At 68.2% G+C, this 24,259-nt stretch carries 24 protein-coding genes; 11 read left to right on the top strand and 13 right to left on the bottom strand.

The window, feature by feature from the left end:
- Positions 1 to 10 precede the first annotated feature (10 nt).
- Positions 11 to 1,537, top strand: coding sequence for a 2,3-bisphosphoglycerate-independent phosphoglycerate mutase (gene gpmI, locus WOA58_RS02025; RefSeq protein WP_340602472.1), 1,527 nt, complete (start codon positions 11 to 13; stop codon positions 1,535 to 1,537).
- A 27-nt stretch (positions 1,538 to 1,564) separates the two neighbouring features.
- Here the strand turns inward: gpmI and WOA58_RS02020 are convergent, their stop codons facing one another.
- On the bottom strand, positions 1,565 to 3,088 hold the full coding sequence (locus WOA58_RS02020) for an amidohydrolase (protein WP_340602471.1): 1,524 nt from the start codon (positions 3,086 to 3,088) through the stop codon (positions 1,565 to 1,567).
- An 86-nt stretch (positions 3,089 to 3,174) separates the two neighbouring features.
- Here WOA58_RS02020 and hmgA point away from each other — a divergent pair, with 86 nt between their 5' ends.
- Complete coding sequence (gene hmgA / locus WOA58_RS02015; protein ID WP_340602470.1) at positions 3,175 to 4,398, top strand: hydroxymethylglutaryl-CoA reductase (NADPH); 1,224 nt, start codon at positions 3,175 to 3,177, stop codon at positions 4,396 to 4,398.
- On the opposite strand, the gene WOA58_RS02010 is transcribed toward hmgA, so the two are convergent.
- A complete protein-coding gene (locus WOA58_RS02010) occupies positions 4,395 to 5,264 on the bottom strand; it encodes a hypothetical protein (RefSeq protein WP_340602469.1) in 870 nt (289 codons plus the stop codon). The genes hmgA and WOA58_RS02010 overlap by 4 nt on opposite strands.
- 142 nt (positions 5,265 to 5,406) lie before the next feature.
- Between WOA58_RS02010 and WOA58_RS02005 the strand changes: the two genes are divergently transcribed.
- Positions 5,407 to 5,529, top strand: coding sequence for a hypothetical protein (locus WOA58_RS02005; protein ID WP_340602468.1), 123 nt, complete (start codon positions 5,407 to 5,409; stop codon positions 5,527 to 5,529).
- Here the strand turns inward: WOA58_RS02005 and WOA58_RS02000 are convergent.
- The gene (locus WOA58_RS02000) at positions 5,526 to 6,047 is read right to left on the bottom strand and encodes a DUF5817 domain-containing protein (protein WP_340602466.1); all 522 of its coding nucleotides are present in this window, start codon (positions 6,045 to 6,047) and stop codon (positions 5,526 to 5,528) included. The genes WOA58_RS02005 and WOA58_RS02000 overlap by 4 nt on opposite strands.
- 53 nt (positions 6,048 to 6,100) lie before the next feature.
- On the opposite strand from WOA58_RS02000, the gene WOA58_RS01995 reads away from it, so the two are divergent.
- Together WOA58_RS01995 and gvpN are read left to right on the top strand one after the other, a co-directional pair.
- Complete coding sequence (locus tag WOA58_RS01995; RefSeq protein WP_340602465.1) at positions 6,101 to 6,433, top strand: cupin domain-containing protein; 333 nt, start codon at positions 6,101 to 6,103, stop codon at positions 6,431 to 6,433.
- Positions 6,434 to 6,514: 81 nt separating this feature from the next.
- Positions 6,515 to 7,438, top strand: coding sequence for a gas vesicle protein GvpN (gene gvpN, locus WOA58_RS01990; protein WP_340602464.1), 924 nt, complete (start codon positions 6,515 to 6,517; stop codon positions 7,436 to 7,438).
- 385 nt (positions 7,439 to 7,823) lie between these two features.
- Here the strand turns inward: gvpN and icd are convergent, their stop codons facing one another.
- The 3 genes from icd to WOA58_RS01975 all read right to left on the bottom strand — a co-directional run bounded on the left by icd (position 7,824) and on the right by WOA58_RS01975 (position 10,254).
- Positions 7,824 to 9,086 carry an isocitrate dehydrogenase (NADP(+)) gene (gene icd / locus WOA58_RS01985; protein WP_340602463.1) on the bottom strand — a complete coding sequence of 421 codons (1,263 nt, stop codon included), beginning with the start codon at positions 9,084 to 9,086 and terminating at the stop codon, positions 7,824 to 7,826.
- Between the two features lie 71 nt (positions 9,087 to 9,157).
- Complete coding sequence (locus WOA58_RS01980) at positions 9,158 to 9,571, bottom strand: hypothetical protein (protein ID WP_340602462.1); 414 nt, start codon at positions 9,569 to 9,571, stop codon at positions 9,158 to 9,160.
- Positions 9,568 to 10,254, bottom strand: coding sequence for a hypothetical protein (locus tag WOA58_RS01975; protein WP_340602461.1), 687 nt, complete (start codon positions 10,252 to 10,254; stop codon positions 9,568 to 9,570). Before WOA58_RS01975 ends, WOA58_RS01980 begins: the two co-directional genes overlap by 4 nt.
- A gap of 219 nt (positions 10,255 to 10,473) precedes the next feature.
- On the opposite strand from WOA58_RS01975, the gene WOA58_RS01970 reads away from it, so the two are divergent.
- Both WOA58_RS01970 and map read left to right on the top strand, forming a co-directional pair.
- A complete protein-coding gene (locus WOA58_RS01970; RefSeq protein WP_340602460.1) occupies positions 10,474 to 11,421 on the top strand; it encodes an isoaspartyl peptidase/L-asparaginase in 948 nt (315 codons plus the stop codon).
- 282 nt (positions 11,422 to 11,703) lie between these two features.
- Positions 11,704 to 12,603 carry a type II methionyl aminopeptidase gene (map, locus tag WOA58_RS01965; RefSeq protein ID WP_340602459.1) on the top strand — a complete coding sequence of 300 codons (900 nt, stop codon included), beginning with the start codon at positions 11,704 to 11,706 and terminating at the stop codon, positions 12,601 to 12,603.
- A gap of 87 nt (positions 12,604 to 12,690) precedes the next feature.
- Here map and WOA58_RS01960 read toward each other — a convergent pair whose 3' ends face one another.
- Positions 12,691 to 12,891, bottom strand: a complete 201-nt coding sequence (locus WOA58_RS01960) for a DUF7835 family putative zinc beta-ribbon protein (protein ID WP_340602458.1) — start codon at positions 12,889 to 12,891, stop codon at positions 12,691 to 12,693.
- A gap of 116 nt (positions 12,892 to 13,007) precedes the next feature.
- Between WOA58_RS01960 and WOA58_RS01955 the strand changes: the two genes are divergently transcribed.
- Positions 13,008 to 13,553 (top strand): HIT family protein, encoded by a 546-nt coding sequence (locus tag WOA58_RS01955; protein WP_340602457.1) that lies wholly within the window; start codon positions 13,008 to 13,010, stop codon positions 13,551 to 13,553.
- 38 nt (positions 13,554 to 13,591) lie between these two features.
- Positions 13,592 to 14,512 carry a cation diffusion facilitator family transporter gene (locus WOA58_RS01950; RefSeq protein ID WP_340602456.1) on the top strand — a complete coding sequence of 307 codons (921 nt, stop codon included), beginning with the start codon at positions 13,592 to 13,594 and terminating at the stop codon, positions 14,510 to 14,512.
- 87 nt (positions 14,513 to 14,599) lie between these two features.
- On the opposite strand, the gene WOA58_RS01945 is transcribed toward WOA58_RS01950, so the two are convergent.
- The gene (locus tag WOA58_RS01945; RefSeq protein WP_340602455.1) at positions 14,600 to 15,877 is read right to left on the bottom strand and encodes a tRNA (N(6)-L-threonylcarbamoyladenosine(37)-C(2))-methylthiotransferase; all 1,278 of its coding nucleotides are present in this window, start codon (positions 15,875 to 15,877) and stop codon (positions 14,600 to 14,602) included.
- 39 nt (positions 15,878 to 15,916) lie between these two features.
- Positions 15,917 to 18,196 (bottom strand): amino acid permease, encoded by a 2,280-nt coding sequence (locus WOA58_RS01940; RefSeq protein WP_340602453.1) that lies wholly within the window; start codon positions 18,194 to 18,196, stop codon positions 15,917 to 15,919.
- A 234-nt stretch (positions 18,197 to 18,430) separates the two neighbouring features.
- Here WOA58_RS01940 and WOA58_RS01935 point away from each other — a divergent pair, with 234 nt between their 5' ends.
- Complete coding sequence (locus WOA58_RS01935) at positions 18,431 to 18,859, top strand: universal stress protein (protein WP_340602452.1); 429 nt, start codon at positions 18,431 to 18,433, stop codon at positions 18,857 to 18,859.
- Between the two features lie 6 nt (positions 18,860 to 18,865).
- On the opposite strand, the gene WOA58_RS01930 is transcribed toward WOA58_RS01935, so the two are convergent.
- The 4 genes from WOA58_RS01930 to WOA58_RS01915 form a co-directional block, all read right to left on the bottom strand.
- Positions 18,866 to 20,914, bottom strand: a complete 2,049-nt coding sequence (locus WOA58_RS01930; protein ID WP_340602451.1) for a cation:proton antiporter — start codon at positions 20,912 to 20,914, stop codon at positions 18,866 to 18,868.
- A gap of 184 nt (positions 20,915 to 21,098) precedes the next feature.
- Positions 21,099 to 21,749, bottom strand: a complete 651-nt coding sequence (gene deoC, locus WOA58_RS01925; protein ID WP_340602450.1) for a deoxyribose-phosphate aldolase — start codon at positions 21,747 to 21,749, stop codon at positions 21,099 to 21,101.
- 32 nt (positions 21,750 to 21,781) lie between these two features.
- Positions 21,782 to 21,997: a hypothetical protein gene (locus tag WOA58_RS01920; RefSeq protein WP_340602449.1), complete on the bottom strand. Its 216-nt coding sequence runs from the start codon at positions 21,995 to 21,997 to the stop codon at positions 21,782 to 21,784.
- Between the two features lie 467 nt (positions 21,998 to 22,464).
- Complete coding sequence (locus tag WOA58_RS01915) at positions 22,465 to 23,145, bottom strand: helix-turn-helix domain-containing protein (protein ID WP_340602448.1); 681 nt, start codon at positions 23,143 to 23,145, stop codon at positions 22,465 to 22,467.
- 300 nt (positions 23,146 to 23,445) lie between these two features.
- On the opposite strand from WOA58_RS01915, the gene WOA58_RS01910 reads away from it, so the two are divergent.
- Entirely contained in the window at positions 23,446 to 24,237 is a 792-nt protein-coding gene (locus WOA58_RS01910) for a DUF63 family protein (protein WP_340602446.1), read from the top strand.
- Positions 24,238 to 24,259: the final 22 nt, after the last annotated feature.

Below are 24,259 nucleotides of genomic sequence, written 5' to 3'. Positions count from 1 at the left end.
CCTCCCGGACATGGACGCCGCACTGATCGTACTGGACGGTTGGGGACTGCGCAAGGAGGGTGACGAGGGCGGCCGGGACGCCGTCGCGAGCGCCGAGACCCCCACGTTCGACCGGATCCGCGAAGCGGGCGCGTTCGGCCGGCTGGACCCCACGGGCCGGCGGGTCGGCCTGCCGGAGGGCCAGATGGGCAACAGCGAGGTCGGCCACCTCAACATCGGAGCGGGCCGGGTCGTCAGGCAAGCCTACACCCGGATCAACGACGCGGTCTCGGACGGCTCCTTTCGCGAGAACGAGGCGCTTTCGGGCGCGTTCGATCATGCGGAGGAGACCGGCGGACGGGTCCACTTCCTCGGGCTGGTCAGCGCCGGCGGGGTCCACTCCGACCAGAAACACCTCCACGCGCTGATCGAGTGGGCCGCAGACCGGGGCGTCGAGGCCGTCACCCACGCCTTCACCGACGGCCGGGACACGGACCCGAAGAGCGGCGAGCGCTACATGCACGAGCTGGAGGCGGTGATCGAGGGGGCGGGCACCGGCGAGGTCGCGAGCGTCTCGGGGCGCTACTACGCGATGGACCGGGACACCAACTGGGACCGTACCAGAAGGGCCTACGACGCGATGGTCAACCGCGAGGCCGAGCACACCGCCTCCTCGGGGACCGCGGCCGTCGAGGCCGCCTACGAGCGCGGCGAGACCGACGAGTTCGTCGAGCCGACGCTCGTCGACGGCGGCCCGGCGATCGAGGACGGCGATTCGGCGGTCTTCTTCAACTTCCGGGGCGACCGCGGGCGCCAGCTCACGCGAATGCTGCAGGACATCCGCCCCGAGTGGGACCTCGACACCCCCGCGCCCGACATCCATCTGGTGGCGATGACCCAGTACGACAAGACCTTCGACGTCCCCGTCGCCTTCCCGCCGAACCAGCCGAAGGACACCCTCGGGGAAGTGCTCGCGGCCCACGGACGGACCCAGCTGCGGATCGCCGAGTCCGAGAAGTACGCCCACGTCACCTACTTCCTGAACGGCGGCCGGGAGGTCGAGTTCGACGGCGAGACCCGCGAGATCGTCTCCAGCCCGGACGTCCCGACCTACGACCTCCAGCCCCAGATGAGCGCAGCGGAGGTCACCGACCAGGCGATCTCGATCGTCGAGACCGAGGAGCCCGACGTCCTCGTGCTCAACTACGCCAACCCCGATATGGTGGGCCATACCGGCGACTTCGGGGCCGCGGTCGACGCCGTCGAGGCGGTCGACGGCCATCTCGACCGGCTCCTCGGAACGCTCTCGGAGCAGGGTGCGCACGTCCTCGTCACGGCGGACCACGGCAACGCCGACGACATGGGCACCGAACGGCAGCCCCACACCGCCCATACCTACAACCCCGTCCCGCTGGTCTACCTCGCGCCGGACGACTCCAGCGGCGGCTACGGCGTCCGGGAGGGTGGCTCGCTCTGTGATCTGGCGCCCACCCTGCTGGAGCTGATCGGGATCGAGAAACCCGGGGCGATGACCGGCGAGTCGCTGCTGACACGCTGACGCCGCGCCGCCCGACGCGATCGCGAATCAGCCTGTAGCATCGTGGACGACCCGGCCGCCGACGAACGTCATCGCCACGTCGATCCCGTCGATCGACTCGGGTCGGTCCCACGGCGAGTCCTCCAGAACGACCAGATCCGCCAGTTTCCCGACTTCGACGGTTCCGAGCCGGCCCTCGTCGAAGCCCGCGTAGGCCGCCCCCGAGGTGTACGCCCGCAGGGCCTCGGTGACCGAGAGACGCTGGCCCGGTTCGGGTGCGTTGACCGCGTGATGGACGCCGAGAAGCGGGTCGAGCGGCATGCAGTCGCTGCCGAAGGCGAGGTTCGCGCCCGCGTCGAGCAGGTCCCGATAGCGGTTCGTCCGCGTTCGGCGTTCGTCCCCCAGACGGTCGGCGTACAGACCGTTCTCGCCGGCCCACTTGAGGAAGTTCGGCTGGACGCTCGCGACGATCCCCGACTCGGCGAACCGTTCGATCGCCCCGTCGGAGAGGAGCTCCGCGTGTTCGACCCGGTGGCGGGCCGCGCCCGGATCGTCGGTTCCCGTGAAGGCGTCCAGTACCTCCTCGATCGCCCGGTCGCCGATGGCGTGCGCCGAGAGCTGGTATCCCTCCCCGTCGGCCCGTTCGACCAGCCCGCGAAGCTCCTCGGGTCCGACGACCCACTGACCGGTCCCGTCGGTCCCCCCGGCATCGGCGTAGGGCTCGGAGAGCTTCGCGGTCCGCCCGCCGAAGCTCCCGTCGGTGTAGCTCTTGATCGCGCCGGTCTCGACGAGCGCGCTGCCGTGGTTCGTTCGGAGGCCGGCCTCCGAGACGGCGTCGAGGTGGTCGCTCCAGTAGTTGATGCGCACGCGAAGCGAGAGCGCTCCTTCGGAGTCGAGCTCGCGATAGATCCGCGGGGCATGGGAGTTACGAACCATATCGTGGACGCCCGTCACCCCGCGGGCGTTCGCGAACTCCTGGGCGGCGAGGAGGAGTTCGCGGGTCTCCCCGGGACCGGGTGCGATCGCCTCGTAGATCGTGTCGACGGCCTCCTCGACGATCACGCCATCACCCTGCACGTCCGCCGCGGGCATCTCGCCCTCGTAGCGCTCGCGGGCGACGGTGTTGAGCGAGGCGACGTGCATGTCCTCGCGGAAGGCCGCCACCGGCCGGGTTTCGCTCACTCGATCGAGGTCCTCGCTGGTGAGGTACTCCGTGTTCTCCCACCCGCTCTCGTCGTAGCCGAACCCGAGAACCCACCCCTCCCCGTCGACCGATCCCCAGAGCCGTTCGATACACTCCTCGGGCCCGCTCGCCCCCGAGAGGTCGGCGTGGACGAGATACCGGCCCAGCGTCTCCATGTGGGTGTGGGCGTCGACGAATCCCGGGAGGACGATCCGCCCCCCGCAGTCGATAGTGTCGGTTTCGACGCCTGCGAGGAAGTCGACCTCGTAGCTCTTCCCTACCCGAACGATCCGGCCGTTGCGGACCGCGAGCGCTTCGTACGTCTCGTCGGGCTCGGCGAGGGTGTGGACCTCGGCGTTTCGTAGCATCAGATCCGCGGCCTCCGTCATACCCGCGAGAGGGGCGGCGTCGATCAAAGCCGTTGGGATCCGCCCGGGATCGGCATCCTTAGGCCCCGCGGTTACGAGGTCCCGGTATGAGCGATCCAGCGGACCTCGCGGCACGCGTCCGCGAGGGCGACCTGCGTCTGCACGAGCTCGAGGAGCATGCTGACCCGGAGACGGCCGCCGCCGCCCGCCGGGAGCTGCTCGAGGCCGAGACCGACGCCGACCTGGGAACGATCGGCGACTTCTCCTTTGCGGCCGAGGACGCCGAGCCCAACGTCGAGAACATGATCGGGGGCGCACAGCTCCCGATGGGCGTCGCCGGGCCGATCCCGCTCAACGAGGACGGGGAGGGCGGCGCGGCCGAGGGCGACTTCTACCTCCCGCTCGCGACCACCGAGGGCGCGCTGATCGCCTCCGTGAACCGGGGCTGTTCGGTGATCCGGGCGGCCGGGGGGAGCGACGCCCGCGTCACCAAGTCGGGGATGACCCGCGCGCCCGTCTTCCGGGTCTCGGGGATCGCCGAGGCCGCCGAAGTCGTCGAGTGGGTCGAGGAAAACGTCGAGAGACTGCGCGAGAAGGCGGAGGAAACGACGGGCCACGGCGAGCTGCTCGATATCACGCCCTACGTCGTCGGCGACAACGTCTTCCTCCGCTTTCGCTTCGACTCGAAGGACGCGATGGGGATGAACATGGTGACGATCGCGACGCAGGCGGCCTGCGACCTGATCGAGGACGCCACCACCGCATCGCTGGTCGCGCTCTCGGGCAACCTCTGTACCGACAAGAAGCCCGCCGCGATCAACGCGGTCGAAGGCCGGGGGCGTAGCGTCACCGCCGACGTGACGATCCCCCGCGAGGTCGTCGAGGAGCGGCTCCACACCACCCCCGAGGCGATCGCGGAGGCGAACACCCGGAAGAACCTGATCGGGAGCGCGAAGGCCGGCAGTCTGGGATTCAACGCCCACGCGGCGAACACGATCGCGGCGGCCTTTCTCGCGACGGGCCAGGACGCCGCCCAAGTGGTCGAGGGCGCGAACGCGATCACGACCGCCGAGGTCAAGGACGGCGACCTGTACGCGAGCCTCTCGATCGCCAGCCTCGAAGTCGGGACGGTGGGCGGCGGCACGAAACTGCCGACGCAGAACGAGGCCCTCGACGTTCTCGGGCTGCGCGGCGGCGGCGACCCGGCCGGCTCGAACGCCGACGCGCTCGCGGAGGTCATCGCGACCGGCGCGCTCGCGGGCGAGCTCTCCCTGCTCGCGGCGCTCGCCTCCCGACACCTCTCGAGCGCCCACGAGGAGCTCGGGCGCTAACCCGAGAAGAACGCGACGAGGGCGAACAGGAGTCCGAAAAAACAGAAGACGACGGCGATATACCACCGAAGAACGGGATCACCCGCGCTACCGGGTTCCGCGAAGAACACGAACACGGCGGTCGAGAACGACGAGAGTGCGAGAGCCCCGAGTGCGGCCTGCACCACCCGGTTCGGGTCGTATTCCTCGTCGATCTCGGGTTCCACGCTGGCGACTGTTCGCTCGATCGCGTCGGCGGCCTCGGGAACCGCAACGATCAGGTGGGGCGTGCCGAAGCTCCCGTAGCCAGGGTGATATGAGAGCCAACAGAACGCCGTTCCGCCGAGATCGACCCGCCTGATCCGTTCGATCCGGGCGAGGTCGACGGGCCGATCCATGTAGGTCAGCGTCGCCTCGTTAGGATCGACCCGCCCGCGCGAGATCACACCCGAAGCGACCGGGAGCAGGAGGAACGACCCGACGACGGCCCCGAAGGCGAGTCGCGGGTCGACGAGAGCGAGCGCGAACAGCCCGACGGCGCCGCAGAGGACGGCCGCCAGCAGCCGATCACGGGTGAAGACGGCGGCGTAGCGCTCGGCCATCTCCCGGTCGCCGGCGAAGGACGCGAGCGGCGGGCGCTGCTCGCGTTCGACGAGCATCGGCCAGAGATAGACCAACGAGAGAGGGCCGCCGATGAAGGCGAGCAGGGCGACCCAGGCGAGATAGGTGTACTCGCCGTCGAGGGCCAGCGATACCCCCAGAAACCCCATTCCGCCGAGGAGGAGCAGCGCGCCGCCGCCGAACAGCCCGACGGCGAGGTAAACCATCACCCGCAATGACCGCGAGCTGGCGGCGTCGACGTGCCACTCGATCGCCCGCGAGGACATAGGTGAACTGTTCGTAGGAGCGTAATAAATCGGCCGGCCGCGCCAGTTTCACTTCCGCCGTGCGGATGGCTCGGAATTATCCCTTCGACCCGTGAATCCAACGAGCGTACCCGTCGGGCGAGCACCCGCGGGTACTCCACCCATGACCGACCGCGACCACGAACAGCGCACGCGCTGTCCGGAGCTGACCGTGGTACAGCTTCGCATCATCAAGATCGCCCTGTCGATCGTCGCGACGCTGTTAACGATCTGGCAGGCGCTCTAGAGCCGGCGGTACCGACCGCCCGATTCGCTGAGCTCGCCGGCCCGCACCAGTTTTTCGAGCGCCCGTTCGACGTAGCTCTCGGGAACGCCGCGGGCCGTGGCGTAGGCGAGGACCTCGTCTTTGGTCGCCCCCTCGCGCTCCTCGACCGCCGCGAGGACGACCTCCTTGCGGCTCCGGGAGCCGCCCCCGGTTCCCGTCGATTCGCCCGCCGCGGCCGCCTCCCCCGAATCGATCCCGGCGCTCTCGAGCAGCTCGTCGTCGTCGATGACGGGCCGCTCGACCTGGGAATCGAGCTCCGAGAAGGAGTCGACCGCGGCGAAGGCGTCGGCGTGGCCGCCGCGGCTCGCGAGCATCGAGGCACGTACCTCGCGGGCGTGATCGGCGTCCTCAGTCTCGACGAACTTCTTCAGCTTCCCGTACTGGTGGGTCTTCCCGCAGCCCGGACAGCGGGCGCTCTCCTGGCGGCCCTCGAGGATCCAGAGGCTGCTACAGTCGGTGCAGCCCACGACGGCGTACATGCCCCGGAGTTGGGGAGGGCGACGTATAAGGCCCGCCCGCGCGATGGGGCAGCATGGAACGGGTTTCGCTGACCGAGACGACCGAAGCCGTCGAGAACGTCCACCTCGCACAGCTGGCCGCGGGCGAGGAGATGAGCGTTCAACATTTCGAGTTCGAGCCCGGTGCGACGGTGCCGAAACACGACCACCACCACGAGCAGACGGGCTTCGTCTACGAGGGCGAACTGACCTTCCTGTTGGAGGACGGCGAGGAGGTCGTGAACGCGGGCGAGTCGTACGTCATCGCGGGCGAGGAGCTCCACGGCGCGGAGAACCGTGGCGAGACGGTCGTCCGAGGTGTGGATATATTCAGCCCGCCGCGGACGAACCCCGACTGGGCGGAGTAGCCGCAAGCACAGCCCTTTTTCCTCCGACCGGCCCATGCTCGAACCACACGTTCATCAGCGCGGGCGGCCGACACAACAGCCATGGACAAGGAAGAACGCCAACTCGATCGGTTCGTACGGGAGCATGGGGAGGACGGCGCGACGTTCGCGCCGACGAGCGTCGAGGAGGCGATCGGCGGCTCGTTCGTCGAGACCGACGAGATCGAGTCGCTCCAGGAGCGGATGCGCGGCTGGCTCGACGTCCCCCGCCCGGTCCACATCGTCGGCCCGACCGGATCCGGGAAGACGGCGCTCGCGCTGTCGGTCGCGGCCGCCCGCGACCAGCCGGTCGTCTGGATCAACGGCGACGAGCTGATCGACACCGGCTCGCTGGTCGGCGAGCGCTCGGGGAAGGCCCAGTACAAGGAACGCGACAACTTCGTCAGGGGCGTGATGAAGAAGAAGTCGATCGTCCGGGACCGCTGGGTCGACAATCCCCTATCAGTGGCCGTCCAGAACGGAGCGACGCTGGTCTACAACGAGTTCTCGAGGACCAAACCCGCCGCGAACAACGCCCTCCTCTCGGTGTTCGAGGAGGGCGTCCTCGATCGGCCCGGCCAGCGCGGCCAGGACCGCATCGTCGAGGTCCACCCCGAGTTCCGGGCGATCTTCACCTCCAACTCGACGGAGTACGCCGGGGTCCACCGCCCGCAGGACGCGCTGCTCGACCGGCTCGTCGGCATCCACCTCGACTACTACAACCGCGAGACCGAGATCGCGATCGTCTCCTCGCGGGTCGACGAACACGACGACGAGACCATCGAGCAGGTCGTCGAGATCGTCCGCGAGCTCCGCGACCGCCTCGACCTCCACGTCGGCACGCGCGCGGCGGTCATGGTCGCGGAGGGGCTCACCGTCTTCGGCGACGATGCACTGGTCGAAGTCTGTGTCGACGTGCTGGGATCGAAGGCCGAGTCCCGCGAGGAGATCGAGGAGGTCCGCGAGGAGATCGAGGACGTGGTCTGAACGGCGTTCTCGACCCGCCCATCGCTTCGACAGTTCTCCGCAGGTCCTACCCGCGTAGCGACAACGGTGAGAGGCAGAACCGTCGTCTACGGCATCCGTTCGATGTCGTCGGATTCCACAGGAATCCGACTGCTCGAAGAGGTGGCCTAAAGGCCACCTCTTCGATGTGATCAGACGCCTTCGGCGTCTGATTGCTTGAGGAACTGGCGTAGCCAGTTCCTCAAGCAATCAGACGCCGAAGGCGTCTGATCACATCGAAGAGGTGGCCTAAAGGCCACCTCTTCGATGTGATCAGACGCCTTCGGCGTCTGATTGCTTGAGGAACTGGCGTAGCCAGTTCCTCAATGTTCTCGCGGCAGTGCCGCGAGAGCCAGAAGAACTCGCTTCAGGCGAGTTCTTCGATGTTCTCGACGACGGCGTCGGCGAACTCGCTTGCCGCCAGCTTCTCGCCGCCCTCGATCTGGCGTTCGAGGTCGTAGGTGACCTGTTTCGAGGAGATGGCCTCCTCGACGGCGTCGCCGATGAGCTGGCCCGCGTCGTCCCAGCCCATGTACTCGAACATCAGACGGCCCGAGAGGATCATCGCCGTCGGGTTCGCCTTGTCCTTGCCGGCGTGTTTCGGCGCGCTCCCGTGGACCGGTTCCGCGAGACAGCGCGTCTCGCCGAAGTTGGCGCCGGGGGCGATGCCGAGGCCGCCGATCTGGGCGCCCGCGGCGTCGGAGATGTAGTCGCCGTTGAGGTTCATCGTCGCGATGACGTCGTAGTCGCTCGTCCGGGTGAGGATCTGCTGGAGCATGTTGTCGGCGATGCGGTCCTTCACGACCAGGCTCCCCTCGGGCTGCTCGCCCTCGTACTGGTCCCAGAGGGTGTCCTCGGTGATGACGTCCTCACCGTACTCCTCCTTTGCGACCTCGTAGCCCCAGTCGCGGAACGCACCCTCGGTGAACTTCATGATGTTGCCCTTGTGGACCAGCGTCACCGAGTCGCGGTCGTTCTCCAGCGCGTAGTCGATGGACTCGCGTACGAGGCGTTTGGCTCCGAACTCCGAGATGGGTTTGATGCCGATGCCCAGCGGGTTCTCGTGCATCACGTCATCGAAGCCCATCTCGTCCTCGACGAACTCCCGGACCTGCTGGACCTCGTCGGTGCCGGCCTCCCACTCGATACCGGCATACACGTCCTCGGTGTTCTCCCGGAAGAACACCATGTCCATCGCATCGGGGTCCTTGACCGGGGACGGGACGCCGTCGAGGTGGTAGGTCGGGCGGACGTTCGCGTACAGGTCGAGCTTCTTGCGCAGGGCGACGTTCAGCGATCGGAAGCCGGCGCCGACGGGCGTGGTCAGCGGCCCCTTGATGGCGACGTGGAACTCCTTGATCGCCTCGACGGTGTCGTCGGGGAGGTTCTCGTCGTACTTCTCGCGGGCGGACGAGCCGGCGTAGACGCGCATCCACTCGACGGAGCGGCCGGTGGCCTCGGCGGCGGCGTCGAGGACCCTCTGGGCGACCGGGCCGACGTCCTGTCCGATCCCGTCGCCGTGGATGATCGGGATGATCGGGGTCTCCGGGACGTTCAGGCTGCCGTCGTCGTCGGCGGTGATCTGCTCCCCGTCCGCGGGAACCTCGACCTCGTCGTAGTCGTAGCTCATATCACCTAAACGGTCGCGGAAGACACCTAAAAGACCTGCTATTCGCCCGTCGGAGACCCGTTTCCCGGAAGTTATTGCATGTTCTCGAGCGGGATCGTCGCGTCGTGGCGCATCGAGAGCCATCCCTCCTCGTCGTCGGGATCGTAGACGACCACGTCGTCACCGCCGAACGGGCCTACGACGTCCCCGTCGTCGCCCATCGTCGCTTCGAGGTCGGTTTCGATCCCGTCCTCCGAGCGATCTCCGTGCGTTTCGCCGCCGTCCGCCTGGGGTTCCGGGGAGGACCCCGCGCTCCGGTCCGCCTCGCTTCGCTCGCTTTCGCCGGTGTCGAGCGACGATTCGAGCCGCGAGAGGAACTCGAGGGCCTCCTGGTAGTTCGCCTTATCGCTCGCCGCGAGCGCCTCGTACTCCCGGTCGTCGTGGTCCTCGAGTAGAGCCTTGGCCTCGACGATGACGTCGTCGAAGGTGCGGTCGTTCGCGCTCATCGGTCGCCCTCCTGTGTGCCGAGGATCCCTGCGTAGTAATCGGCCATCACGCCGACGGCCTCCTTCCAGTGGCGTTCGGTGTGCATGTCGTGGAGCTCGAGGCCGGTCAGATACCGGGTCGCCAGGTGGCCGTAGCCCGACCGGCCGTACTTGGGCTTCTCCTGGGCGGCGCCGATCGCCGCGGTGATCTCGTGGGACTGGGCGACCATCGTCGGCGTCCAGTAGTCGCCGCCGGTCTTGTGGTTTCGCCAGGCTTCGGTCGTCTTCGGCGCGTATTCGGGGTCGATGCCGGCGATCTCGGCGCGGCGGGCGAGGGCGTCCTCGACGGGGCTCCAGTCGGCGTCCTCGAGCGCTGGATCGACGTCGGCGCCGTCGATGTAGCCCTGCTCGACGTCGTCCTTCGCCCAGAAGGCGTCGGTGAGGGCACGGGCGGTCTCGAGGGCCTCCTCGTCCGAGAGGTGGGCGAACTGGTGGCGATCGACCCGGTAGAACGCGGCGACGGCGGCCTCGTACTCGCGGCGGTCGTGGTAGATGAAGCCGAGGCAGGTCTGCTCCGACATGAACCGGGCGAGGTCGCGCTCGTCGGCCTCGGCGAAGGTGTCGGCGTCGATGTCGTATCCTTCGGCGTCGGTCGGCGTTCCGAACTGTGCGGCGGGCGTCGAATCGAGTGTTTCAGCGTTCATGGGGGGGCTCCGAGTACACCCATAGCTGATCCAGGAACACATATATAACTCAGCGAACATGTAGGTTACCGGCCCCGCTTACCCGCCAGTAACCACCAGACTGCGTCGACGTGATCGACCCCTCCGCAACTCTAAGTACGTCTACATTCTGCATTTACATATATATTATGACTGTAATCGGAGGGGCAGCGTTAACCGGATCGGGAGAGACCCCGGGACATGAACGTGATCGTCCACGGTGGAGCCGGAAGCACGCCCGAGGAGCCCGAGGAGAGACAGGCGGTCCTCGACGGGGCCGCGCGGGCGGGAACGGAGGCCGACTCGGCGGTCGGGGCGGTCCAGGAGGCGATCCGCGTCCTCGAGGACTCCCCGCGGTTCAACGCCGGAGTCGGCGGGGCGGTCCAGAGCGACGGGATCGTCAGGACCGACGCGGGGATCATGACCGACCGCAGGGAGGCGGGCGCGGCCTGCTCGATGCCCGGGGTTCGGCGCGCGGTCGACGTCGCACGCGCGGTGATGGAGGAGACGCCCCACGTGCTTCTCTCGGGGGTCCACGCCGTCGACTTCGCCGCCGACCACGGGATCGGCGTCGAGGAGGACCTGTGGTCAACGCGCACGCGCGAGCGATGGGCAAACCTGGAGCCGCCCGCAGGCGGGCCGCGCGAGCAGCTCGCCTGGATCGAGGACCGGTTCGGCGAGACCGCCGACGATCCCGAAGGGCGGGAACTGGAGAGCGATCCGAAGGACCACGACGACGCGGGACACGATCCCGCTGGCCACGGTCCGAAGGACCATGACACGGTCGGCGCGGTCGCGAGCGACGGCGAGCACGTCGCGGCGGCGACTTCCACTGGTGGCCGGTGGCTCGCGCTCGCCGGGCGCGTGGGCGACGTCCCCCAGATCGGGAGCGGCTTCTACTGTACCCCGGCGGGCGGCGCGAGCGCGACTGGCGCGGGCGAGGACATCGCGCGGGTGACCCTCTCGCGGCTCGCGGTCGACCACCTCGAAGCAGGTGCGAGCGCCCAGGAGGCGGCCGACCGCGCCATCGACGAGTTCGCCGCGATCACCGACTCGACGGCGGGGATCATCGTCTGTGATCGGAAGGGTGGGATGGGGAGTGCCTATAACAGCGAGCTCATGCAAACGAAAGCCCTCGCGACTAACTAGCGTTAGTCGCTCGCCCTTCTCATTTCCCTAAGAAAGGCCGCTTTGCGGCCTTTCTGGGTCCCGAAAACCTCCGGTTTTCGGAGACCTCCAGGACAGCAGGACGCGGCGCGCGGTTACGCGCCGCTTCCGGGTCAGCCAGCCTTTCCCCGCCCCGCGAACGGGATCGCCACCTCCGGCGATCCCGTTCGCGCCGGCCACCGCACCGCCGACGGCTCACGCAGCGCCAACTACCGCCGAACCGGACAACGCAAGGGCTTTGGATCGTTCGTCCGAAGCGCGCCCATGAGCAGCAGCCGCATCGAATTAGGCAGCGAAGAGCACGAGAAGGTCCGGGAAGCCGGCGAGATCCTGACGCAGGTCCGCGAGGAGACCGCCGACCGCGTCGAGGTCGGTACGGGCCACCTCGAAGTCGCGGAGTACGCCGAGGACCGGATCCGCGAGCTCGGCGGCGAGCCCGCCTTCCCGGTCAACATCTCGATCGACGAGGAGGCTGCCCACGCGACCCCGAGCGCCGACGACGACTCGACGTTCGGCGAGGAGCTGATCAACATCGACATCGGCGTCCACGTCGACGGCTGGCTCGCCGACACCGCGACCACCATCGACCTCGCGGGCCACGACGAGCTCACCGAGGCGCCCGCCGAGGCGCTCGAGGCCGCGATCGACCTCGTCGAGCCGGGCGTCGAGACCGGCGAGCTCGGCGCGGCGATCGAGGAGACCATCGAGGGCTACGGCTTCAACCCCGTCGTCAACCTCTCGGGTCACGGGTTGGGTCACTGGGACCAGCACACCGAGCCGAGCATCCCGAACCGCGCGGTCTCACAGAGCACGACCCTCGAGGCCGGCGACGTGGTCGCGATCGAACCCTTCGCCACCGACGGCAGCGGCAAGGTCACCGAGGGGGGCGACGAGGAGATCTTCGCGCTGGAACACGAGGGCTCGGTGCGCGACCGCGGCGCGCGCGAGGCCCTCGAACAGATCACCGAGGAGTTCCGCACCCTGCCCTTCGCCGCGCGGTGGCTCGATTCCTCACGGCCGGGGATGGCGCTTCGCCGCCTCAAGATGCAGGGACTCGTCCACGGCTACCCCGTCCTGAAGGAGGACGACGACAGGCTCGTCAGCCAGAAGGAACACACCGTGATCGTCACCGAGGACGGCTGCGAAGTCACGACGCGGGACTGAGCCACGGACTGCCGCGCACTCGGCGCGGCGCTCGAAAGCGAAGCAAGCGGGCGGCGGGGGGGACCTGGGGGTGGGCCCGGGCGGCTCTTATGCGTTGTTCATGCGCTGGCTCCGGCGCTCGCCGCAGCCGAGACAGCGGGTGAGCCGGTAGGGCTCGCGCGAGTAGTGGGCGGTTTCGGGGTTCGTTCCTTCGGTGCGTAGCTCGATCGAGACCGCGTGTTCGGTCTCGCTGTCGCAGCAGAGACACCACTCGTTCATCGTTTGGGAGGACCGTTCTTTGACAGCCATTACTTTCTTCATAGACCTAATCATAAAAAAATCTATCTTTTTTGATCTGGTAATAATAAGTGATCCCGCCGGGCCGATTGAGGGGCAACTAAGGGGACGCTGTCCGAGCCCGAGACATGGACCAGATCTTCGCCCCCTGGCGGATCGAGTGGGTCGAGCGCGACGCGCCCGAGGGCGGGGCCGACCCCGACTGCGTGTTCTGTGCGTTCGAGGCCGACGACGCCGACCGGGAGAACCGGGTCGTCGCCCGCAGCGAGCACGCGTTCGTCCTCCTGAACAACTACCCGTACAACCCGGGTCACGTAATGGTGATCCCGAACCGCCACACCGGCGACTACACCGAGCTCCCCGAGGAGGAGCTTCTGGACCACGCCCGGCTGAAACAGCGAACCCTCGAGGCGTTCGACGCGGCGTTCGCGCCCGACGGGGTCAACGCGGGCTACAACCTCGGAGAGGGGGCAGGCGGCTCGATCGGCGACCACCTCCACGCCCACGTCGTCCCGCGCTGGGAGGGCGATACGAACTTCATGCCGGTGATCGGCGAGACGAAGGTGATCGTCCAGGCCTTAGAGGAGACCTACGACCGACTCCACGGGGCGTTCGCGGAGCTCGACGGGGCCCGAACCGGCGAGGGCGAGGACCGAGCGGTCAGGTTCGAGTAGCCCGAAGGCCATTTATCCGCCGGCTGTGAACCCCCGCCGTGAACCGGGCCTCCGCGATGCGCAGGGTCGGCCTCCTGATCCTGGTGGCGAACCTGGGGCTCGTCGTCGCGAAGGGGGTCGTCTGGTTCCAGACCGGCAGTCTCGCGGTCGGTTCGGAGGCCGTAAACAGCCTCACGGACGTGATCTACAGCGTCGTCATCCTCGCGGGGCTGTATCTGACGACCCAGCCGCCCGACACCGACCATCCCCACGGCCACGAGCGCATCGAGCCGCTGGTTTCGCTGTTCATCGCGATCGCCATCTTCGCCGCCGGCGGCGTGATCCTCTGGCAGGCCGCCCGTGCGCTGTACTTCGGGCAGGTCGCGGTCACGACCGGGCCCGCCGCGATCGTCGTCCTCGTCCTGGCCGGCGCGGTGAAGATCGGCCTCTATCGCTACTGCCTGCGCGCCGGAAACGAGTACAACTCGCCCGCGCTCGTCGCGACCGGCCTCGACAGCAGGAACGACGTGCTGACCGTCGCCGCGGCTCTGATCGGCGTCATCGGTGCCCGCGCGGGCTACCCGATCCTCGACCCGCTCGCGGCCGTCGTCGTCTCGGTCGGCATCTTCTACACCGGCTGGGAGGTGTTGCGGGACAACGTCGACTACCTGATCGGGCGCGCCCCGCCCGAGGACCTCCACGCCGAGATCGTTCGGCGCACGATTGCCCACCCCGAGGTCGAGGGCGTCCACGACGTCGTCGCCCACTACGTCGGCCCCGAGATCGACGTCTCGCTCCACATCGAGGTCGAGGGCGAACGCACCCTTCTGGAAGCCCACGACATCGAAAGCGAGATCGTCGAGGCGATCCGCGATCTCCCCGAGATCGACGACGTCTTCGTTCACATGGATCCCAAGGAGCTCGGCGAGTGGAAGGACGACCCGGACGCGGACCGCCTGCTCGGCCGCGAGTTCGAATGAGGTCCCGGCCACTGGAGCTATACACAGTCCGGTCTCAGCGTAATGCCGTTCTCGGAAGGAGATGGACGAGGAGCCGACGCTGGGACCTTATCGCATGGGTGCGGGCTCGGTTCTCGTCGCCCGGGTCGGTGTGGCGAACGCGTACATCGTCTCGTTGGCGGTGATCTCGGCCTCGAAGAAGTCGCCGGGTTCGATCCCGTGTTCGGAGGCGTTCTGGATGATCACCTGTCGGTAGGCCGAGTCCCGGCACTTCACCGAGTCGCCGGTCCCCGGCTCGACACAGAGGAGTTCACGGGTATCGCCGACCATCTCCGCGTAGACCTCGCCCACGATCTCCCGCTTGAGCTCGCTCATCGCCTTCGATCGGTCCTTCTTGGTCTGCCCGCCGAGACCCTTCATCTCCGCGGCGTCGGTCTTCGGGCGCTTCGAGAACCGGGTGACGTTGACCTTCTCGGGGCGGACCTCTCGAAGGAGCTCCATGCTCAGCTCGTGGTCGGCCTCGGTCTCGGTCGGGAATCCGACGATGAAATCGGTCGAAAGCGTCCAGTAGTCGAGCTCCCGGTCGAACGTCTCGACGACCTCCCGAAACTTCTCGACCCTGTGTTGGCGGCGCATCTCCTCGAGCACGTCGTCGCTGCCCGACTGGACCGGCGCGTGGATGAAGTCGTACAGCTTCCCGTTCTCGGCGAAGACCTCCGCGAGCTCCTCGTGGATGCCGTGGATGCCTCCCGGGTTGGCCATCCCCAGCCGCACGCGAAAGTCGCCCTCGATGGCACAGATCCGCTTGAGGAGCTCGGGGAGCTTCCGTTCCCCGTCGTCCCAGCCATATACCCCTGTGTCCTGGCCGGTGATGCGAAGCTCCTTCGCGCCGGCGTGGACCAGCGCGCGGGCCTTCTCGACGTTCTCCTCGACGCTCGGGGAGTCCACTCGCCCGGTGGCGTGCTTGGTGATGCAGTACGAACAGTTCGACATGCAGCCCCGGGCGATCGGGAGGATGCCGACGACGCCGTCGAGAACGGGCTCGACGCCCGGACCAGGGGTGGGACACTCGCCGTTGAGCGCGGCCTGGGGCACCTCGTCCCAGTGCATCACGCGGGCGTCGACGTCGGCGAACTCCTCGCCCTGGGCCAGCGCCATACAGCCCGTGACGATCAGGTCGGCGGTCTCCTCCTCGAGCTCCCGTGCCCGTCGTAGCATGTTCGTCTCGGTCTTCTCGACGACGGTGCAGGTGTTGAGGATGGCGACGTCCGCCTCCGCGGGACCGTCCGCCCGGTAGTGACCCGCGTCGCGCAGCGCACTCTCGATCGCGCGGCTCTCGCCGCGGTTCGAGGTGCAGCCGTAGGTCTCGATGTGGTACCGGGCCATATCCGAGAGAGCGGTTCCGGGGAGAAAAGCGCGACGGATTTACTCCTCGTCGCTGCCCGAGCCGAACAGCCGGTCGCGGATCGAGCGTTTCGAGGGGCGTTCCGCGAGCAGCACCGAGCAGTCGACCTCGTCGACGACGTCAAAGACGAGCGAGGCGCTGAGGAGCCGCGAGAGCAGCCCCCGCTCGGTCGCCCCGATGATCACGAGGTCGCGATCCGCGGCGGCCCGCCCGATCGCGCCCTCGACGTCGCCCGACTCGTCGATCAGGATCTCCGCGTCCGAGAGGTCGTGGCCCGCCGCCCAGTCGGTCAGGAACGCCTCGCCCTCCTCGCGTTCGTCCTCGCCGTCGACGACGTACAACAGCGCGATCTCGGAGCCGACCTCGTCGCGGAGGGTGCGTGCGACCTCGGCGCTCAGGTCGGAGTCGGGGCCGCCCGCGGTCGGGACGACCACCCGGTCGACGCTGAGGTCCCGGTCCTTCAGGACCAGGAAGTCACAGGGCAGATCGTGGGTGAGCTCGTCGAGCGTGCTCTCGGCGCGGCCGGCGGCCCACGGGCGGTTCTCGCTCCAGCCCATCACGACGGTGTCGGCCTCGAGCCGACGGGCCGAGCCGAAGACCTCCTCGAAGGACTCGTGGGAGACGATCGTCGTGGTCTCGACGGGCGCGCCGAACGTCTCGGCGCTCTCCTCTGCGGCCGCGAGCAGCTTGCTCGACTCCTCGTCGATCCGGTCGACGTGTCTCGAGCCCTGCTGGAGCGGCGTCTGATCCGGGACCTGAACGATGTGGACGGCGTGGACGACGCCGTCGTTGGCCTTCGCGAGCGTGCTCGCGAGCGAGATCAGGTTGCTCTCGGTTCGGGGGTTCGACAGCGGCACCATCACGCGGTAGTCGGCCGAGTCGGGCTGGACGGTCTCGGCGGCCGAGACCGCCGCGTCGGGCATCTCCTCGGACTGGCTGAGGATGTACTGGCCGAGCAGCCCCTGGTGGTCGGTGTGCTGGCGCGCGTAGAGGAAGTACCACGCGATCGCGACGACGACGAACAACGCCGACAGCGCGATCTCGAGGGGTGCCATAAAGCCGATCAGCGCGAGCGAGAGCAGCGCGCCGAGGATCGGCGTGATCGGGTACAGCGGTACGGTGAAGTCGGGGTCGTAGTCGGGCAGATCGGAGCGCCGGAAGACGATCAGCGCGACGTTCATCAGCGCGTAGACGATCAGGTGGAGCACGCTCGCGGCTTGGGCGAGGATCTCGAGGTCCCCGCCGAGCACGATGATGAAGAAGATGATCATCGCGCCGGTGAGCAGGATCGAGCGGTAGGGCGTGGCGAACTTCGGGTGGATGTCGTTGAGCGCGTCGGAGACGATCTTGTCCCGGCCCATCGCGAAGTTGATGCGGGCCGACGAGAGGATCGAGGCGTTCGCCGACGACGCGGTCGCGAGCAGCGCGCCGAAGGTCATCAACGAGGCGACGCCGGCGACGACGGCACCGGGGGCGCCGACGTCGGTGAACGCGACCTCGGCGGCCTGCGAGACGGGCACCTCGAGGCTGAGGTCGGGCCACGGGACGACCCCGACCATCACCGTCACGAGCACGCCGTAGATCACGGTGACGATCGCGACGCTGCCGATCACCGCGATCGGGAGGTTCCGGCCGGGGTTCTTCATCTCCTCGGCGATGGTCGCGATCTTCGCATAGCCCAGGAAGGAGACGAAGACGAGCGCGGTCGCGGGCAGGATCTGGCCCGTGCCGCCGGGCGCCCAGCCGCCCTCGCTGAGGAGCGTGGCGTAGTCGAAGGCGAGCAGTCCCCCGAACGAGAAGACGGTGAGGATGCCCAGCAGGATGAAGACGATGACCGTTTGGATGCCGCCGGTCTCCTTCGCGCCGATGTAGTTGACGCCGACGAAGGTCGCGCCCGCGAGCAGCGCGCCCAGTTGGACGTCGGTCAGGAAGAGCAGGTCGGGAAGCGGGACGAACGTGACGAGATAGCCGCCGAAGCCGATGCAGTAGAAGGCGCTGGCGAAGGCGAGACCCATCCAGTCGCCCAGTCCGGCGACGCTACCGAAGACCGGCCCCAACGCGCGGTTGATCCAGTAGTAGGCGCCGCCGGCTTTCGGCATCGCGGTGCCCAGCTCGGCGACCGAGAAGGCGTTGACGAGCGCGACGAGCCCGCCGATGATGAACGAGGCGACGACGATCGGGCCGGCCTCCTGGGCGGCGACGCCCGGCAGGACGAAGATCCCCGCGCCGATCATCGTCCCGATGCCGATCGTCATCGCCGAGACCAGCCCGAGGTCCTTCGCGAGCTCCTCGTCGCTCATCGGCGACCCCGGCGTCTCGGCTGCGCGGTCCGTCCCGCGCGACGTCTCGTCCGGCGGCTACCGGCGTATCGACACGACATATGGAAACCCCTTTTCGAGGGGACTCCTTAACAGGTTCGAAGGCGGCTAGGAGGGGGGTGAACTAGATACCGCGAAGGGCTCCACCCACCGGGCTGGCCGCGATTTCCCGGTCGATCCCCGCCGATTAACAACCATGGGGACGTACGCCCCCGTATGGCCGAGAACGTTCTCGAACGAGTACTGCTGCCGGTCGCAAGCGAGGAGGACGCCCGAACGACCTGCGCGAGCGCGCTCCCGCGGATCGCCGACGCCGACGGGTCGGTGCTCGCCGTCCACGTCGTCGAGAAGGGCGACGGCGCGCCCGACCCGACCTCGCCGACCCAGCAGGAGGAGCGCGGCGAGGAGGCCTTCGCGGTCGTCGCCGAGGAGTGCGAGGCCGCCGGGATCCCCTGCGAGACGCGGATGCTCTACGGGTCGGACGTCGCCGAGACGATCTTCGATGGCGCCCGCGAGGAGGACGCGACGGCGATCGGGTTCATCCCTCGCGAGTCGAACCGGATCGTCGAGATCCTCTCGGGATCGACGACCTACTCGATCCTCCAGAACGCCGACCGGCCCGTCGTCGTCTTCCCCTCGGGGTAGGGGAGCTCAGTTGAACCGGAGGAACTGCGCGCCGTATTCGGGCTCGCCGTGGCGCGGGTAGACCATCACGAACGATTGTGGGGGTAGCTCGACGAGCCGGCTCGGCAGCTCCGCCAGCTCCGAGTGCCAGCCGACCTCGCCCTCCCGTGGCGAGAGCGTGACGATCAGGTCGTCCTCCGCGGCACGCTCGCCCAGCGAGTCGAGCAGCGAACTCCACTCCATCGACTCGAACTCGGCGTCGACCTCGTTCTCGACCATGCCGAACAGCCGCTCGTACTGGTGGGTGTCACCCTCCATGACCAGCACGGTGACCGGCGTCCCGAGCTTCGAGGCCAATCGTTTGACGACGTGGACCGCCTCGTAGAACCCCTCGTGGTGGTCGATCCCGTGGGGGACGACGAGGAAGACCCGCTCGGTGGTGTTGATCGGGTGGCCGAGGCGCGAGACCATGACGGGGATCCGCGTGCGCCGCAACACCTGGTCGATGATGTCGCCGAAGATCCGCCGGCCGAACGAGGCGCGGGCGTCCCAGCCCATGAGGATCACGTCCGCGCGGGTCTCGACGCTGCCCCGGACGATCCCCGAGGCGATGTTGTGGTTCACGCGGGTCTCGCTCTCGATGGGGACCTCGGCTGCACCGCCGAACTCCGCGGCCCGTTCGAGGTCGCGCTCGACCAGCGCGACCTGCTCCTCCGTTCGCCCGGACTCCGGGCGTACCACGGTCAGCAGGTGGACCGGCTCGGCGGCGTCCTCCTCCTTGAGGACGAACGCGAACTCGAGCAGGCGCTGTTGGCGCTCGGCGTCGGTCGACAGCGGCAGGAGCACCCGGGGGTCGAGCTCGTCGTCACCGCCGGGCTCGACCTCCTCCTCGCGGGCGAGCTTCTGGCCCGCCCGTACGGTCCACCACGGGCTGACGACCGTCGCGACGAGCATCATCAACACGACGGCGTTGAGCACGTCCGCCGTGAACAGCCCCTCCTCGAACCCGATGAGGGTGATCGCGAGCGCCGCCGCGGCCTGGCCCACCGAGAGCCCGTAGATCACGCCGCGCTCGTTCTCGTCGTAGCCCTGGATCCGGCTGACGACCCAGGCGGCGACCCACTTCATGACGAACATCGTCGCGAGGATCGTCGCGGCGACCTGCAGGGTCCCCAGCCCGTCGAAGATCACGCCGACGTCGACGAGCATCCCGACGTAGATCAGGAAGAAGGGGATGAAGAAGGCGTTGCCGACGAACTCGATGCGGTTCATCAGCGTTCCCCCGCGGGGGATCTGGCGGTTCAGCGCGATCCCGGCGACGAACGCCCCGAGGATCGCCGACAGGCCGAGGACCTCCGCGAGGCTGCCCGCGGCGAACAGCGCCGTCGCGACGAAGAGGAACTCGAAGTAGCTCTCCTCGCTCAAGTTCTGGAAGAACCACCGGGCGATCGGCGGGACGACGAACCAGACGCCCGCGAACAGCACGACGATCGCGCCGAAGATCTGCGCGAACAGCAGGGCACTCAGCCCGCCGTCGACAGCCCCCATCACGAGCGCGAGTACGACGAGCGCGAGCGTGTCGGTAAAGAGGATGCCACCGAAGACCGCGGTGACGGCCCTGTTCTTGGTGATGTCGAGCTGGTTGGCCACCGGGTAGGCAAGCAGCGTGTGCGAGGAGAACACCGCCGCCAGCAGCGCCGCGGCGGGCACCGAGAGCCCGAGGACCGCGACACCGAGCCCCGTACCCGCGATGAAGGGGAGAAAGAAGCTCGTCAGCCCGAAGAGCGCGGCGTTCTCGGGTGCCTTCGCGAACCCGCGGAGGTCGAGCTCGAGCCCGACGGTAAAGAGGAGGTAGACCAGCCCGACCTCGCCCAGCAGCTCGATCGCGCTGGTCAACGAGAGGATCCCGAGCCCGTTGGGACCGATCAGCGCGCCGAGCAGGACGATCCCGACGATGCCGGGCAGGCCGACGCGTTTGATCGCGAGGGGACCGACCAGGAACACGGCGAGCGCGAGCGTGAAGACGACGACCGGCTCCTCGACCGGGAGCCAGCCGAACAGCTCGTCGAGGAGCATCTACGCGCCACCCCGCCGCCAGGGTCGCCACTGTCGTCGATGGAGAGGGGGACTCACGGGACGGCGCTATGGACGTCGCCCGAGGATCGTGGTTCGCGGCGACGCGCCGGGATCGCTGGCCGGGCCGAGTCCGCGTCGGCCGGCGGATCGCACGTTCATGGAACCGGGTTTCGCTGCGGGCGTCTTAACTGGTTCGACCGGCGTCGGGAAAGTCCTCGACCAGCGCGACCCCGGAGGAGGCGCCGATGCGCTCGGCGCCGGCGTCGAACATCGCTTTCGCCGTCCGGTAGTCGCCGACCCCGCCGCTGGCCTTCACGGGGAGGAACTCCGCGAGCAGCTCGACGTCCTCGACGGTCGCCCCGCCGTCGGCGAAGCCCGTCGAGGTCTTGAGCATCGCGACGTCGGCCTCCGTGGCCAGCTCCGCGGCCCGCCTGATCTCCTCGGCGGGGAGCTCGCTCGTCTCGAGGATGGCCTTGACGGGGACCGGCACCGCGGCGACGATCTCGGCGAGCTCCTCGTGGAACCGCTCGGGCTCGTCGCCCAGCAGCCGCCCCCGGTTGCAGACCACGTCGAGCTCGTCGGCCCCGGCCTTCCAGGCCTCGACGCCCTCGCGGCGCTTGCTCTCGGGGGTGTTCTGGCCGTGAGGGAAGCCGATCACGGTCGCGATCGTCACCTCGGGGGCGTACTCGGCGGCCTCCTCGACGTAACACGGCGGGATGCAGGCGTTCATCCCGTACTCGTCGGCCTCATCGAGGACGCGCTCGACGTCGCCCCGTGTCGTCTCCGGCCCGAGAACGGTGTGGTCGATCGATGCCGCGAACGCCGCTTTGTCCATGGCCGGGCCAACGGCATGGGAACCTAAAGAGGCTACTGGTCGGCGAGCTCGAAACAGATCAGCTCCAGATCGGGATGCTCCCCGTCTTCACACATCCACGTCGGTCCCAGCGGGACCTCGTTGCGACGGGTCGATCGGAAGAGACGACACAGCTCCCGCTGCAGTTCCGCCTCGCTGTTGATCTCGTCTGATGGCTCGATAGATTGAATACGCGCCGACGGCGATAGGCAGTCGACTCGGTGGACCACCTATGCCGGTGGCTCGTCGACGACCGGTCCAAGAGAACGACGATCTGACGGCCGGTTTCATCGATGGAAGCCCCGCCGAACCCAGACGTGTCGGCGGGAGCCGGCGTTACGGTCGACCGGGGTACGTCACAACTACGGGATACGTGATCGAACAGGATTCGATCGAGTGGCCGGACTCGGCGTAGTGCTCGATCGCTTTCCGACCGACTGCGGCGCGTGACCGATGGTCCTCGGTGCTCGCGCTCCAACCGCAGTCGGTACAGTGGTTCTCGAAGTAATGCACCACTTCTGAGTACGTGTTCCAGCCGGATGAAGGGTCGACTTGGTATAGCAGACCCACCCGGAATCGCCTTCCGGCAAACGCCGACCGAGGTACCGCACCTCGCGATCCCGTGGGGTCACCCGACGTCCCGCCGAAAGGGCTCAGACAGTCATGAAGGCCCGGGAAAGCGTCCTCGGCGGGACGGCTACTCGGGTTCCGGTGGCCGCTCGGTTCGAACCGTGCCGTTCGAGCCCAGGGTCCGGTCGATGAGCCGCCCATGGCCGCGTCGAAGCCGCTCGGAGAGGGCCTGGTGTGAGACCCCGAGCTCGTCGGCGAGATCGGAGAGCGAGACCGACCGGGGGACGTCGTAGTAGCCCATCTCCTTGGCCGCCAGCAGCGACGTGTGCTGGGGATCGGTCAGCCCGTGGGCCGCCTCCTCGCTGCCGCCGAGCTCGTAGATCGCGTCGACGGTGAGCGAGAGCCCGTTCTCCTCGCAGAGATCGTAGATCTCCGACAGCGAGTAGTGTTCCGGACACATCATCTGGAACTCCCAGGCGTCGCCCTCCGCGCTCGCGGACATGATCGCGCCGTCCTTCGCGAGCAGGAGGCGGACGACGGACTCGACGTTCTCGGTCCAGTTCATCCGGTAGAGCCGTTCGCCGTCACCGTCGGCGAGCAGCGAAACGGACTCGACCGAGGGGTCGTCCGCGACCGCGTCCTCGAACCCCCCGACCCCCTCGGCGGAGACCCAGGCGAACGGTATCGCCGAGCCGTCGTCCTGGGCGGCGAACCGCTCGATCTCGAGACGGAGATCCGAAACAGCATCGAAGGTGTGTGCCAGCGCGAACTGCTCGATCGGCAACCGGAACTCGATGATCGATGCCATGGGATATCAAGGATACAGGCAGGGATAGGTGTTCAGATCGTTCGGTATAGACACCTGTCTCGTGGGAAGCGACGAATCCACCGGGGAGACCGCGCTACGGCACCGGACGGATCTACCGGATCGTTTTCATTCCGTGTGGTATTAATACTGCTAATAATACGTATTTCTCAATCGAGCCGATCGCCGAAACGATGGCTCCGGTGGGGTCGTCGGGCCGGACAGGCGGGTCGGCGACGGTGCCCGGCGGGCGGCGGGCACCCGGATCGCAACGCTTTCTATTTCCCGGCGGGGTTCCTCGGTATGGTCCTGCCCGACGGGTTCGCTCTCCCGCCGCTCGCGTATCTCCTCCCCCTACTGGTGGCGACAGTGGGCGTGGTGGCGTTGCTCCTACGTCGACGGCCACCCGTCGGGGAGGCGACCGTGCTGGCGTTCGCCCCGTGGATGATCGCCGGCGCGGCCGGCCACGTCCTCGGGGTCATCGACGCCGCGCCCGACGCCCTCTCCCCGCTGCTCGGCACCCCGAGCGTCTACATCAGTACCTTCGTCCTCGCGGGGCTCGTCTGGGCGCTCGGCGACGACCGGGTCCTCGCGTTCGCGGGGACGGTGGCCGCGCTGCTCGCGGTCGGGGCGGCCTTCGCGGTGGGCTACGACCGCGGGACCGTCGTGCTGGTCTGGCCGACCGTCGCGCTCGTCCTCTCGACCGGCCTCGCCGCGATGACGTGGTGGCTGTTCGGGCGCGCGCTACCGGGTGCGGCGACGACGACCGGCGCGGCCGGCGCGCTCGTCGTCTTCGGGCACGTCCTCGACGGGGTCTCGACGGCCGTCGGGATCGACGTGCTGGAGGTCCACGAGCGCTCGCCGCTCCCGCGGGCGATCATGGGCTTCGCGGAGGGGCTTCCCACCGCGGAGGCGATCGGCGTCGGCTGGCTGTTCGTCCTCGTGAAGGTCGCGCTGGCCTGCGGGATCGTCTGGCTGATGGCCGACTACGTCGAGGACACCCCGGGCGAGGGGTTTCTTCTCCTGGGCGCGATCGCCGCGGTCGGGCTCGGCCCCGGCACCCACAACCTGCTGCTGTTCGCGGTCGGGGGCTGACGAGACCGCACGGCTTTTGCCC

This window comes from Halalkalicoccus tibetensis (genome assembly GCF_037996645.1).
In the GTDB taxonomy this organism is placed as follows: domain Archaea; phylum Halobacteriota; class Halobacteria; order Halobacteriales; family Halalkalicoccaceae; genus Halalkalicoccus; species Halalkalicoccus tibetensis.
This window is presented reverse-complemented; position numbering and strand designations above follow the sequence as displayed.

Bases quoted from the DNA above. Each gene is read 5' to 3' on its own strand.
- WOA58_RS01995 (WP_340602465.1), top strand. From the start codon at position 6,101: ATGGAACGGGTTTCGCTGACCGAGACGACCGAAGCCGTCGAGAACGTC.
- deoC (WP_340602450.1), bottom strand. From the start codon at position 21,749: ATGGACAAAGCGGCGTTCGCGGCATCGATCGACCACACCGTTCTCGGG.
- icd (WP_340602463.1), bottom strand. From the start codon at position 9,086: ATGAGCTACGACTACGACGAGGTCGAGGTTCCCGCGGACGGGGAGCAG.
- WOA58_RS01940 (WP_340602453.1), bottom strand. From the start codon at position 18,196: ATGAGCGACGAGGAGCTCGCGAAGGACCTCGGGCTGGTCTCGGCGATG.
- WOA58_RS01915 (WP_340602448.1), bottom strand. From the start codon at position 23,145: ATGGCATCGATCATCGAGTTCCGGTTGCCGATCGAGCAGTTCGCGCTG.
- gpmI (WP_340602472.1), top strand. From the start codon at position 11: ATGGACGCCGCACTGATCGTACTGGACGGTTGGGGACTGCGCAAGGAG.
- WOA58_RS02010 (WP_340602469.1), bottom strand. From the start codon at position 5,264: ATGTCCTCGCGGGCGATCGAGTGGCACGTCGACGCCGCCAGCTCGCGG.
- WOA58_RS01980 (WP_340602462.1), bottom strand. From the start codon at position 9,571: ATGAGCGCGAACGACCGCACCTTCGACGACGTCATCGTCGAGGCCAAG.
- WOA58_RS01910 (WP_340602446.1), top strand. From the start codon at position 23,446: ATGGTCCTGCCCGACGGGTTCGCTCTCCCGCCGCTCGCGTATCTCCTC.
- WOA58_RS02005 (WP_340602468.1), top strand. From the start codon at position 5,407: ATGACCGACCGCGACCACGAACAGCGCACGCGCTGTCCGGAGCTGACC.
- WOA58_RS01975 (WP_340602461.1), bottom strand. From the start codon at position 10,254: ATGAACGCTGAAACACTCGATTCGACGCCCGCCGCACAGTTCGGAACG.
- WOA58_RS02000 (WP_340602466.1), bottom strand. From the start codon at position 6,047: ATGTACGCCGTCGTGGGCTGCACCGACTGTAGCAGCCTCTGGATCCTC.
- hmgA (WP_340602470.1), top strand. From the start codon at position 3,175: ATGAGCGATCCAGCGGACCTCGCGGCACGCGTCCGCGAGGGCGACCTG.
- WOA58_RS02020 (WP_340602471.1), bottom strand. From the start codon at position 3,088: ATGACGGAGGCCGCGGATCTGATGCTACGAAACGCCGAGGTCCACACC.
- WOA58_RS01930 (WP_340602451.1), bottom strand. From the start codon at position 20,914: ATGCTCCTCGACGAGCTGTTCGGCTGGCTCCCGGTCGAGGAGCCGGTC.
- WOA58_RS01960 (WP_340602458.1), bottom strand. From the start codon at position 12,891: ATGGCTGTCAAAGAACGGTCCTCCCAAACGATGAACGAGTGGTGTCTC.
- gvpN (WP_340602464.1), top strand. From the start codon at position 6,515: ATGGACAAGGAAGAACGCCAACTCGATCGGTTCGTACGGGAGCATGGG.
- WOA58_RS01955 (WP_340602457.1), top strand. From the start codon at position 13,008: ATGGACCAGATCTTCGCCCCCTGGCGGATCGAGTGGGTCGAGCGCGAC.
- WOA58_RS01935 (WP_340602452.1), top strand. From the start codon at position 18,431: ATGGCCGAGAACGTTCTCGAACGAGTACTGCTGCCGGTCGCAAGCGAG.
- WOA58_RS01970 (WP_340602460.1), top strand. From the start codon at position 10,474: ATGAACGTGATCGTCCACGGTGGAGCCGGAAGCACGCCCGAGGAGCCC.
- map (WP_340602459.1), top strand. From the start codon at position 11,704: ATGAGCAGCAGCCGCATCGAATTAGGCAGCGAAGAGCACGAGAAGGTC.
- WOA58_RS01945 (WP_340602455.1), bottom strand. From the start codon at position 15,877: ATGGCCCGGTACCACATCGAGACCTACGGCTGCACCTCGAACCGCGGC.